Annotated in this window: 11 protein-coding genes and 1 riboswitch; of the genes, 10 read left to right on the top strand and 1 reads right to left on the bottom strand. The window is 69.2% G+C overall.

Annotated elements, in window-relative coordinates:
- From AC07C1_RS40800 to AC07C1_RS40790, 3 genes are all read left to right on the top strand, one after another.
- Positions 1–733, top strand: a 733-nt coding sequence (locus AC07C1_RS40800) for a cytochrome c oxidase subunit I (protein ID WP_478947170.1), incomplete at its 5' end; no start/stop codon positions are given.
- Positions 730–1,128, top strand: a complete 399-nt coding sequence (locus tag AC07C1_RS40795; RefSeq protein WP_478947169.1) for a cytochrome c oxidase subunit 4 — start codon at positions 730–732, stop codon at positions 1,126–1,128. The genes AC07C1_RS40800 and AC07C1_RS40795, both read left to right, overlap by 4 nt.
- A 160-nt stretch (positions 1,129–1,288) precedes the next feature.
- Positions 1,289–2,551, top strand: coding sequence for a L,D-transpeptidase (locus AC07C1_RS40790; RefSeq protein ID WP_478947168.1), 1,263 nt, complete (start codon positions 1,289–1,291; stop codon positions 2,549–2,551).
- Between the two features lie 104 nt (positions 2,552–2,655).
- Here the strand turns inward: AC07C1_RS40790 and AC07C1_RS40785 are convergent, their stop codons facing one another.
- Positions 2,656–3,057 carry a response regulator gene (locus tag AC07C1_RS40785; RefSeq protein ID WP_478947167.1) on the bottom strand — a complete coding sequence of 134 codons (402 nt, stop codon included), beginning with the start codon at positions 3,055–3,057 and terminating at the stop codon, positions 2,656–2,658.
- A 154-nt stretch (positions 3,058–3,211) separates the two neighbouring features.
- Here AC07C1_RS40785 and ctaE point away from each other — a divergent pair, with 154 nt between their 5' ends.
- The 7 genes from ctaE (at position 3,212) to AC07C1_RS40750 (ending at position 10,744) form a co-directional block, all read left to right on the top strand.
- On the top strand, positions 3,212–3,832 hold the full coding sequence (ctaE, locus tag AC07C1_RS40780) for an aa3-type cytochrome oxidase subunit III (RefSeq protein WP_301974529.1): 621 nt from the start codon (positions 3,212–3,214) through the stop codon (positions 3,830–3,832).
- Positions 3,833–3,894: 62 nt separating this feature from the next.
- Positions 3,895–4,707 (top strand): cytochrome bc1 complex diheme cytochrome c subunit, encoded by an 813-nt coding sequence (qcrC, locus tag AC07C1_RS40775; RefSeq protein ID WP_478947166.1) that lies wholly within the window; start codon positions 3,895–3,897, stop codon positions 4,705–4,707.
- Positions 4,704–5,762 carry a cytochrome bc1 complex Rieske iron-sulfur subunit gene (qcrA, locus tag AC07C1_RS40770; protein WP_478947165.1) on the top strand — a complete coding sequence of 353 codons (1,059 nt, stop codon included), beginning with the start codon at positions 4,704–4,706 and terminating at the stop codon, positions 5,760–5,762. The genes qcrC and qcrA overlap by 4 nt, the downstream gene beginning before the upstream one ends.
- Positions 5,759–7,420 carry a cytochrome bc1 complex cytochrome b subunit gene (gene qcrB, locus AC07C1_RS40765; protein ID WP_478947164.1) on the top strand — a complete coding sequence of 554 codons (1,662 nt, stop codon included), beginning with the start codon at positions 5,759–5,761 and terminating at the stop codon, positions 7,418–7,420. The genes qcrA and qcrB overlap by 4 nt, the downstream gene beginning before the upstream one ends.
- A gap of 121 nt (positions 7,421–7,541) precedes the next feature.
- Complete coding sequence (gene trpD, locus AC07C1_RS40760; RefSeq protein WP_478947163.1) at positions 7,542–8,606, top strand: anthranilate phosphoribosyltransferase; 1,065 nt, start codon at positions 7,542–7,544, stop codon at positions 8,604–8,606.
- 211 nt (positions 8,607–8,817) lie between these two features.
- A riboswitch (SAM riboswitch) is annotated at positions 8,818–8,934 on the top strand.
- A gap of 182 nt (positions 8,935–9,116) precedes the next feature.
- The gene (locus AC07C1_RS40755) at positions 9,117–10,490 is read left to right on the top strand and encodes an aminotransferase class V-fold PLP-dependent enzyme (RefSeq protein WP_478947162.1); all 1,374 of its coding nucleotides are present in this window, start codon (positions 9,117–9,119) and stop codon (positions 10,488–10,490) included.
- An 89-nt stretch (positions 10,491–10,579) separates the two neighbouring features.
- Positions 10,580–10,744 (top strand): hypothetical protein, encoded by a 165-nt coding sequence (locus AC07C1_RS40750; RefSeq protein WP_478947161.1) that lies wholly within the window; start codon positions 10,580–10,582, stop codon positions 10,742–10,744.
- Positions 10,745–11,011: the final 267 nt, after the last annotated feature.

Here is an 11,011-nt window from a genome sequence, read left to right as displayed (position 1 = left end):
CTTCCTGATCGCGGTCCCGACCGGTGTGAAGTTCTTCAACTGGATCGGCACGATGTGGAAGGGCTCGTTGTCCTTCGAGACGCCGATGCTCTGGGCGGTCGGCTTCCTGATCACCTTCACCTTCGGTGGTCTCACCGGTGTCATCCTGGCCTCGCCGCCGATGGACTTCCACGTCTCGGACTCGTACTTCGTGGTGGCGCACTTCCACTACGTGGTGTTCGGTACGGTCGTCTTCGCGATGTTCGCCGGGTTCCACTTCTGGTGGCCGAAGATGACGGGCAAGATGCTGGACGAGCGCCTGGGCAAGATCACGTTCTGGACGCTGTTCGTGGGCTTCCACGGCACCTTCCTGGTCCAGCACTGGCTGGGTGCCGAGGGCATGCCGCGTCGTTACGCGGACTACCTGGCGGCCGACGGCTTCACCGCCCTGAACACGATCTCGACGATCAGCTCGTTCCTGCTCGGTCTGTCGATCCTGCCGTTCCTCTACAACGTGTGGAAGACGGCCAAGTACGGCAAGCCGGTCGGCGTGGACGACCCGTGGGGCTACGGCCGCTCGCTCGAGTGGGCGACCTCCTGCCCGCCGCCCCGGCACAACTTCCTCACCCTGCCGCGGATCCGCAGCGAATCCCCGGCGTTCGACCTGCACCACCCCGAGATCGCCGCGCTCGAGCAGCTTGAGCACAGCGGTCACGGCACCGCCATCGCGGGCAGCAAGGAGGCCGGCAAGTGAAGATCCAGGGCCGGATGTTCATCTGGCTGAGCTTCTTCATCCTGACCATGGCCATCGTGTATGGCGTGTGGTCGAAGGAGCCGGCAGGTACCACCGCACTCTTCCTGGCCTTCGGCCTGTCCATCATGATCGGCTTCTACCTGGGCTTCACCGCCCGGCGGGTCGACGCGGGTGCTCAGGACGACAAGGAGGCCGACGTCGCGGACGACGCGGGCGAGCTGGGCTTCTTCAGCCCGCACAGCTGGCAGCCGCTCATGCTCGGTGTCGGCGGTGCGATCGCCTTCCTCAGCATCGCGGTCGGCTGGTGGCTGATCTACTTCGCGGCGCCGATCATCATGATCGGCCTGTTCGGCTGGGTGTTCGAGTACTACCACGGTGAGAACCGCACCCAGTAGCACGCGAGCGCACGCGCCGGGAGCCCGGACCCTTCCTCAGGAGGGTCCGGGCTCCCGTGTTTGCGGACGCACCCGGTGTGTCCGTCCTTTGCAGTAGTGCCGATCGCTCGTACGAGTTACCCGCCGTGCCGGTGCGGTCAGCAGCTCATAGCGTGATCGCATGAACCACACTCCGCGGACCCGCACCGTCGTCAGCTGCACCCTGCTGGTGACCGCCCTCGGCGCGGGCGTCACCGCTTGCGGTTCGGACGGCAACCCCCTGTCGGCCAGGCCGTACGACGCAGCGGGCCTGATCTCCTTCAACGGCCCCACCGGTGCAGAGAAGCGGGCCGACCCGGACAAGCCCCTCGAGGTCACCGCCAAGAGCGGTGAGGGCCGGATCACCGACGTCACCGCCCAGGACTCCACAGGGCGCTATGTGGCGGGCGAACTCGCCGCCGACGGCAGCCGGTGGCACAGCACCTCCCCGCTGGCCGCCAACGCCCACTACACGGTCACGGTGAGCACCGAGGACGAGGACGGCGCGCCCGGCCGCAAGGTCCTCACCTTCGACACCAGCAAGCCCACGAGCAAGAAGCGCCTGACCGTCACGTTCGGGCCGAACGCGGGCCAGTACGGCGTCGGGCAGCCCATCACGGCCCAACTCGGCCAGGAGATCAAGGACAAGGCACAGCGGGCCGTCGTGGAGCGTGCCCTCAGAGTGGACTCCGTGCCGGCCGTGCCGGGCTCCTGGTACTGGGTGAGCGACAAGGAACTCCACTACCGCCCCAAGGAGTACTGGCCCAGCCACGCCACCATCCAGGTGCACAGCAACCTGGACGGCGTCAAGATCGGCGACCGGCTGTGGGGCGGCAAGTCCAAAGCGCTGAAGATCACCACGGGTGACCGGATCGAGGTCGTCACGGACGCCTCCGCGCACCAGCTCACGTTCTACAAGAACGGCCAGCAGGTCGAGCAGATCCCCGTCACCACCGGCAAGCCCGGTTTCGAGACCCGCAACGGTGTCAAGGTCGTACTGGAGAAGCAGTACTTCGTACGGATGCGCGGCGCCACCGTCGGCATCGCCGAGGGCAGCTCCGACTCCTACGACCTGCCGGTCTACTACGCCACCCGGGTCACCTGGTCCGGCGAGTACGTCCACGCCGCCCCATGGTCCGTCGGCTCCCAGGGCTATGCGAACGTCAGCCACGGCTGCACCGGCATGAGCACGTCCAACGCCGAGTGGTTCTTCGACAACGTCCACCAGGGCGACATCGTCAAGGTCGTCAACTCCGACGGCGACCCCATGGAGCCCTTCGGCAACGGCTTCGGCGACTGGAACGTCGACTGGAAGAAGTGGCGCACGGGCAGCGCGCTGATCAACGGCACCCCGGACGGCCCGGCGCCGGGAGACGCGGTGAGACTCCAGCCGACGGCCGTGTGAGCGCCCCTCAGGGGCGCGGGGCGGCATCGACGTGCGGCCGCGCCGCGTGGGCGCGGCGAGCCACGCACGGCGAGAGCCGCGCACGGACCCCGCGCCCCGGGCTCCTAGGCGCTCAGCAACCTCTTCTGACGGAGCAGGGAGGCCAGTGCGGCGGCGAACTCCACCGGATCCACCGGCAGGGTCACAGCCGCGTCGGCCCGGCTCCAGGTGGCCAGCCACGCGTCCTGGGGCCGGCCCATGAGCAGGAGCACCGGCGGGCAGTTGAACACCTCGTCCTTGATCTGCCGGCACACCCCCATGCCGCCCATGGGCACGGCCTCGCCGTCGAGCACACAGACGTCGATGCCGCCCTTGTCCAGCTCGCTCAGCACCGCCGCGGGCGTCGCGCACTCCAGGAACTCGACCTGGGGCACGTCCGGAGCGGGTCGGCGCCCGGTGGCCAGCCGTACTTGTTCGCGGGTGTTGGAGTCGTCGCTGTAGACCAGCACCGTGGCGGTCGGCTGCATTGTTCCTCCGGGACGTCAGCGTCGTACGGACAGGACGGACGGGGCCGTTTGGGCGGATGTTACTCCCATGAACACCACGTCAGCACCGGTTCTGCGGGCAGCAACACTCCGAACGGCACCCCCCGGGGTGAGGGCGGGATAAGCGACCGACATAATGTCGGTCGTGGCGACAGCAACGACAGTAGAAACCGGGCACGCGCACCCGTCGGTCAACCGGCCGAACCTCACCAGCGTCGGAACCATCATCTGGCTGAGTTCCGAGCTGATGTTCTTCGCGGCCCTCTTCGCGATGTACTTCACCCTCCGGTCGGTGACCGGACCGGCTCACTGGAAGGAGATGGCGCACGCGCTCAACGTGCCCTTCTCCGCGACGAACACCACGATCCTGGTGCTCTCCTCCCTCACCTGCCAGCTCGGCGTGTTCGCGGCCGAGCGCGGCGACGTGAAGAAGCTCCGTGGCTGGTTCATCCTCACCTTCATCATGGGTGCGATCTTCATCGGCGGTCAGATCTACGAGTACACGGAGCTGGTGAAGAAGGACGGCATCTCGCTGTCCTCCGACCCGTACGGCTCGGTGTTCTACCTGACCACCGGCTTCCACGGCCTGCACGTGACGGGCGGGCTCATCGCCTTCCTGCTGGTCCTCGGCCGCACCTACGCGGCGAAGAGGTTCACGCACGAGCAGGCGACCGCCGCCATCGTCGTGTCCTACTACTGGCACTTCGTCGACGTCGTCTGGATCGGCCTCTTCGCCACGATCTACCTGATCAAGTAGCGGCGACCGCTCCCGCACATCCAGAAGCATCGACGCAGAAGATCCTGACACCGGGGTAATCCGTGAAAAAGCTCTCCGCACGACGACGCCATCCGCTGGCGGCGGTCGTCGTCCTACTCCTCGCGCTGGCGGCCACTGGGGGGCTGTACGCCGCGTTCGCGCCCGCGGGCAAGGCGCAGGCCGATGAAACCTCCCAGTCCCTGACCATCAAGGAGGGCAAGAAGCTCTACGAGGTCGGCTGCGCCAGCTGCCACGGCACCGGTGGCCAGGGCTCCTCCGACGGGCCGAGCCTGATCGGTGTCGGGGCCGCGGCCGTCGACTTCCAGGTCGGCACCGGCCGTATGCCGGCCTCGACCTCCGAGATGGCGCAGCTCCCGCGCAAGAAGGTCACCTACACCCAGGGCGAGATCGACCAGCTCGCCGCGTACATCGCGTCGCTGGGCGCCGGCCCGAGCGTACCGACCAAGCAGCAGTACGGTCCGGAAGGCGCGGACATCGCCAAGGGCGGCGAACTGTTCCGCACCAACTGCGCACAGTGCCACAATTTCACCGGCAAGGGCGGTGCCCTCACCGAGGGCAAGTACGCGCCCACCCTGGAAGATGTGGCCCCGAAGCACGTCTACGAGGCCATGCAGACGGGCCCGCAGAACATGCCGTCCTTCCCCGACACCACCCTGTCGGAGAAGAACAAGAAGGACATCATCGCGTACCTGCACGCGGTCAACGGCAGCGAGACGGACAATCCTGGTGGAATGGAGCTGGGCGGCCTCGGGCCGGTCAGTGAAGGTCTGTTCGCCTGGATCTTCGGTCTGGGCGCGTTGATCGCGGTCGCCGTCTGGGTCGCCGCTCGGACCGCAAAGGCCAAGAAGTCATGAGTAGCCAAGACATTCCAGAAGAGAACCTGCCCGCTGAGCAGGACCACGCGCATGGCGCCGTGAGCGTCGCGGACGAGGAGAACCCGTTCTCCGACCCCGGCCTGCCGCCGCACGAGCACCGGATCCAGGACATCGACGAACGGGCCGCCAAGCGGTCCGAGCGTGTGGTCGCCCTGCTGTTCACGGTGTCGATGCTGGCCACCATCGGCTTCATCGCGGCGTACGTCGCGATCCCGCACGACAAGTCGATCTTCGTCTTCCCGATCGGCCACCTCAGCGCCCTGAACTTCGCGCTGGGTCTGACCCTCGGCACGGCGCTGTTCTGCATCGGCGCGGGCGCGGTCCACTGGGCCCGCACCCTGATGTCCGACGTGGAGGTCGCCGACGAGCGGCACGCGATCGAGGCTCCGCCGGAGGTCCGGGCGAAGGTCCACGAGGACTTCCGTCTGGGTGCCAAGGAGTCGGCGCTCGGCCGCCGCAAGCTGATCCGCAACACGATGCTCGGCGCGCTCACCCTGGTGCCGCTCTCCGGCGTCATGCTGCTGCGCGACCTCGGTCCGCTGCCGCACAGCTCGCTGCGCCACACGCTGTGGGCCAAGGGCAAGCGCCTGGTCAACATGAACACGAACCAGCCGCTGCGTCCCGAGGACGTCGCCGTCGGCTCGCTCACCTTCGCCAAGCCCGACGGTCTGGAGGAGGCGGCCGAGGACTTCCAGACGGAGATCGCCAAGGCGGCCCTGATGATCGTCCGGCTCCAGCCGGGCAACATCAAGGACAAGCGCGAACTCGCCTGGTCGCACGAGGGCATCGTGGCGTACTCGAAGATCTGCACCCACGTGGGTTGCCCGATCTCGCTGTACGAGCAGCAGACGCACCACGTGCTGTGCCCGTGCCACCAGTCCACCTTCGACCTCTCCGACGGTGCCCGAGTGATCTTCGGCCCCGCCGGCCACGCCCTGCCGCAGCTGCGCATCGGTGTGGACAGTGAGGGTTACCTCCAGGCGCTCGGCGACTTCGAGGAGCCCGTCGGTCCTGCATTCTGGGAGCGCGGATGAGTACTGCACCGAACGACAAGAGTTCATCTGCCGCCGGCGCGGCGGGTCGCTCTCGCGGGACGGCACCGGCCGGCGAGCGGATCGCCGACTGGGCCGACGGCCGGCTCGGGATCTACTCCCTGGCCAAGTCCAACATGCGCAAGATCTTCCCCGACCACTGGTCGTTCATGTTGGGTGAGGTCTGCCTCTACAGCTTCATCATCATCATCCTGACGGGTGTCTATCTGACGCTGTTCTTCCACCCGTCGATGACCGAGGTGGAGTACCACGGCAGCTACGTCCCGCTCCAGGGACAGCTGATGTCCGAGGCGTTCAGCTCGACCCTGCACATCTCCTTCGACGTGCGCGGTGGTCTGCTGGTCCGGCAGATCCACCACTGGGCGGCGCTGATCTTCCTCGCCGGCATGTTCGTGCACATGATGCGCGTGTTCTTCACCGGGGCGTTCCGCAAGCCGCGTGAGATCAACTGGCTGTTCGGCTTCCTGCTGTTCGTCCTGGGCATGTTCACCGGCTTCACCGGTTACTCGCTCCCGGACGACCTGCTCTCCGGCACCGGTGTCCGCTTCATGGAGGGCGCGATCCTGTCCGTGCCGATCGTCGGCACGTACCTGTCGTACTTCCTCTTCGGCGGCGAGTTCCCCGGCCACGACTTCGTTGCGCGGTTCTACTCGGTCCACATCCTGCTGCTGCCGGGCATCATGCTCGGTCTGGTGGTCGGCCACCTGATCCTGGTCTTCTACCACAAGCACACGCAGTTCGCGGGCCCCGGAAAGTCCGAGAAGAACGTCGTCGGCATGCCGCTGCTGCCGGTCTACATGGCCAAGGCCGGAGGCTTCTTCTTCCTGGTCTTCGGTGCCATCGCGGTCATCGCGGCGATCGCGCAGATCAACCCGATCTGGGCCATGGGCCCCTACCGTCCGGACCAGGTGTCGACCGGCGCCCAGCCCGACTGGTACATGGGCTTCGCCGAGGGCCTGATCCGCTTCATGCCGGGCTGGGAGATCAACTTCTGGGGTCACACGCTCGTCCTGGGCGTGTTCATCCCGCTGGTGCTCTTCCCGCTGGTCCTGGCGGCGATCGCGGTCTACCCGTTCATCGAGTCCTGGGTCACCGGCGACAAGCGCGAGCACCACATCCTGGACCGCCCGCGCAACGCTCCGACCCGTACCGCGTTCGGTGTCGCCTGGGTGACGATCTACATGATCACCCTGGTCGGCGGTGGCAACGACCTGTGGGCCACGCACTTCCACCTGTCGATCAACGCCGTCACCTGGTTCGTCCGGATCGGTTTCTTCGTGGGCCCGGTCGTCGCGTTCATCGTCACCAAGCGGATCTGCCTCGGTCTGCAGCGCCGCGACCGCGACAAGGTGCTGCACGGCCGCGAGACCGGCATCATCAAGCGGCTGCCGCACGGTGAGTTCATCGAGGTGCACGAGCCGCTCAGCCAGGAGCAGCTGCACACGCTCACCGCGCACGAGCAGTACCAGCCGGCCGAGATCGGCCCGGCGGTGGACGAGAACGGTGTCGAGCGCAAGGTGAAGGGCTCGGAGAAGCTGCGTGCGAAGCTCTCCACCGCCTACTACGGCGAGGACAACCAGATCCCGAAGCCGACCGTCGAGGAGTACAAGGAGATCACGAGCGGCCACGGCCACCACTGATCCCCGCGTCGCCACGCCACGCTGAAGGGCCCCGTCCGCGTTACGGACGGGGCCCTTCGCTGTGCTCCGGGCTGGATAGGGTGGTGCACGACTGTGCAGGAATCTGTTCTAGGAGCGGCTGATGAGCGCTGTGACCCCCGCTGGAGGCGACACCGCGGCGGGCCGTTCCTGGCCCGCCCTGCTGAACGGTCTGCTGGACGGCCGGGACCTGTCCGCCGACGAGACCGCGTGGGCGATGGACCGGATCATGCGCGGCGAGGCGACCGACGCGCAGATCGCCGGGTTCGCGGTGGCCCTGCGGGCCAAGGGACAGACGGTGGAGGAAATCACCGGTCTGGTCCGCACGATGTACGAGCACGCGAACGTGATCGAGGTGCCCGGCCGGACCGTCGACATCGTCGGCACGGGCGGCGACGGGGCGAGAACGGTGAACATCTCCACGATGTCGTCGCTGGTCGTCGCCGGTACGGGCGCGAAGGTGGTGAAGCACGGCAATCGCGCCGCGTCCTCCGCCTCGGGGTCCTCCGACGTCCTGGAGAAGCTGGGCGTCAATCTCGACCTGACGCCCCGCCGGGTGGCGGAGGTCGCGGAGGAGGCCGGCATCACCTTCTGCTTCGCGGTGAAGTTCCATCCCGCGTTGCGTCATGTGGGTGCCGCGCGCGGGCAGCTGGGCATCCGGACGGTGTTCAACCTGCTCGGTCCGCTGACCAATCCGGCGCGGGTACGGGCCCAGGCGGTCGGGGTGGCGGTGGCGCACGAGGCGCCGATCGTCGCCGGCGTGCTCGCGGAACGCGGCAACTCCTCGCTGGTCTTCCGCGGCGACGACGGCCTGGACGAGCTGACGACGACGTCCACGTCCCGCGTCTGGGTCGTGCGGGACGGAAGGGTCGGCGAGGAGACCTTCGACCCGCGTGACGTCGGCATCGACCTCGTGCCCGTGGAGGCCCTGCGCGGCGGCGACCCGTCCTACAACGCCGAGGTCGCCCGCCGCCTGCTGGACGGCGAGCAGGGCGCGGTACGGGACGCCGTGCTGCTGAACTCGGCGGCGGCCCTGGTGGCCCTCCAGCCGACCGACGCCCCGCTCGCCGGCCGGCTCCGGGACGGCATGGCCAAGGCCGCCGAGTCCATCGACTCCGGCGCGGCGAAGCGGGCGCTGGAGCGGTGGGTGGCCGCGAGCAATCGCTAGCCGGCCTGGGTGCGGGCGAGTTCGGCGCCGCCCGGCGGGCCGAGTCCGCGGAAGCGCCGTCGCGGCGGGCGGGGGGGGGTAGCCCTCTGCCCACCGCGACGCCGCTCAGCCATGGCGGCGGCGTCCGGCGGTGCCGAACCCTCCGCACCCCCGTCCCGCCATCCGGACACGGGTTGCGCGGCGATGATCCGCTCGGCTAGTTTCCTGTTCAGGTCATGAGTGACAGTCATGAGGCCCCGGCTGACTGTCCGGCAACCCTCCGTCCGTGGCGGGGTGCCCCGGGTGAAGACCAGGTCGCGGACAGCAAGGTCTGCGGCAAGCGCGGACCCCTCGCGCGCTTCTGACCGAGCGCGGGGCCAGGGGTCCTGGTCGTCGAGGGAGCCTTCCGTGAGCAAGCGAATGCGATAGGGCCGCAGAGCCCCGCCTCCGCGTACCCCTTCTCACCTCATCCGCGCTGGAGCCCTGTCCGCTCGCGCGGTGAGTCCCACCTGCTCACACGGGAGTTCACCCATGTCCGTCTCCACCGCTGCCGCCGACCAGACCGTCTGCCAGGACCTCTCGGGCGCGCTGCCCGTTCTCGGCCGGGATGTCACCGTCCCGCTCGTGACGGGCGGCGAAGTCACCTACGCCGCGCTCGACTACGCGGCCAGCGCCCCCGCCCTCCAGCGCGTCTGGGACGACGTCGCCGCCTACGCCCCGTACTACGGCAGCGTCCACCGCGGTGCCGGCTACCTCTCCCAGCTCTCCACCGACCTGTTCGAGAACGCCCGCAGGACCGTCGCCGGCTTCCTCGGCTGCCGGGAGGAAGACCAGGTGATCTTCACCCGGTCGACCACCGACTCGCTGAACCTGCTGGCCCGCGCGCTCCCGGCCGACTGCCAGGTCTTCGTCTTCGAGACCGAGCACCACGCCTCCCTGCTGCCCTGGCAGGACGCGAAGGTCACCTACCTCAACGCCCCGCGCACCCCGCGGCAGGCCGTCGAGACCCTGGAGCGGGCCCTCGCCGACCGCGACCCCTACGGGCCGGCCCTGGTCTGCGTCACCGGTGCCTCCAACGTCACCGGCGAGCTGTGGCCGGTGCGTGAGCTGGCCGCCGCAGCCCACGCGCACGGCGCCCGGATCGTCCTCGACGCCGCCCAGCTCGCCCCGCACCACCCGGTGGACATCCGTGACCTGGACGTCGACTGGGTCGCCTTCTCCGGGCACAAGCTGTACGCCCCGTTCGGCTGCGGTGTCCTGGCCGGCCGCGCCGACTGGCTGCGGGCGGCCGAGCCGTACCTCGCGGGCGGCGGCGCCAGCCGCAAGGTCTCCCGGCGCACCGACGGGGGAGTGGACGTGGAGTGGCACGAGAGCGCCGCCCGCCACGAGGCCGGCTCCCCGAACGTCATCGGCGCCTACTCCATCGCGTCCGCCTGCAAGGCCCTCACCGAGGCCGGCTGGGACACCCTCGTCGCCCGCGAGCAGCACCTCGTCCGCACGGTCCGCGAGGGCCTCGCCGAGGTGCCCGAGGTGCGGATCCTCTCCCTCTTCGGCGACGACGCCCCGCGCGTCGGCGTGATCTCCTTCGTCGTCGAGGGCTGGAACAGCTCCCACTTCGCCGCCGCCCTCTCCGCCGAGTACGGCATCGGCGTCCGCGACGGCCTGTTCTGCGCCCACCCGCTCGTCCGCACCCTGCTCGGCAGCGACCCCCAGTCCCAGGGCGAGTGCGGTGCCCCGGAGGCGGCCCCGGGCGAGAAGTCCCTCAACGCCATCCGCGTGAGCTTCGGCGCGGGCACGCCGGACGAGCATGTGGAGCGGTTCGTCACGGCGGTCAGGGAGCTGGTGACCGAGGGCGCGAAGTGGACCTACCGCACCGAGGACGGCCGCTGCGTCCCGGCGGTGTGAGGCCGGCCCGAGCGACAGCGGGCGTTGAGGGGCGCGGGGACGTACGCGACGCCCGTGAGAAGTCCCGCGCCCACCCGGAGTCGGGCGGCATGGGCGGGGTGTACCTCGCCCGGTCGCGCACGGCGCTCCGGCTCGCGGTGAAGGCGGTGCGGACCGAGCACGCCGAGGACCGCACCTCCCGCGCCCGGTTCCGGCACGAGGGGCGGGCCCCGCGGAACGTGGTCGTACGGCATCCGGGGCGTCGAGCCGGCTGAACCCCGCGCGGTGGTGGCCGGCGACACGGTGTTCGCCCCACCGCGCCGGCGACGGCCGGCACACCCCGGTCGTCACGGCCGCCGCCTCCGCGTCCCCTGCGGCACCGGCAGCGCGGCGGTGGACGTGAGCGGCTGAGAGCGGTGCGCGCCGAGGGGGGTGTCGGACCTTGCCAGGGCCTTTCGTTTGGATCATGCCGGATCAGGGAGCGGGGCCTGGCGCCGTGCATCGCAAGGCGGAGGAGGGCGTCATGGCGGAGCCATGGCAAC

It is taken from the genome of Streptomyces sp. NPDC045022 (genome assembly GCF_056432605.1).
Note: the sequence above shows the minus strand (reverse complement) of the source record. Positions and strands in the feature narration are given on the sequence as shown.

Coding starts and splice junctions, on each gene's coding strand:
- trpD (WP_478947163.1), top strand. CDS start 7,542: ATGAGCGCTGTGACCCCCGCTGGAGGCGACACCGCGGCGGGCCGTTCC.
- AC07C1_RS40785 (WP_478947167.1), bottom strand. CDS start 3,057: ATGCAGCCGACCGCCACGGTGCTGGTCTACAGCGACGACTCCAACACC.
- AC07C1_RS40750 (WP_478947161.1), top strand. CDS start 10,580: ATGGGCGGGGTGTACCTCGCCCGGTCGCGCACGGCGCTCCGGCTCGCG.
- AC07C1_RS40755 (WP_478947162.1), top strand. CDS start 9,117: ATGTCCGTCTCCACCGCTGCCGCCGACCAGACCGTCTGCCAGGACCTC.
- qcrB (WP_478947164.1), top strand. CDS start 5,759: ATGAGTACTGCACCGAACGACAAGAGTTCATCTGCCGCCGGCGCGGCG.
- AC07C1_RS40790 (WP_478947168.1), top strand. CDS start 1,289: ATGAACCACACTCCGCGGACCCGCACCGTCGTCAGCTGCACCCTGCTG.
- ctaE (WP_301974529.1), top strand. CDS start 3,212: ATGTCGGTCGTGGCGACAGCAACGACAGTAGAAACCGGGCACGCGCAC.
- qcrA (WP_478947165.1), top strand. CDS start 4,704: ATGAGTAGCCAAGACATTCCAGAAGAGAACCTGCCCGCTGAGCAGGAC.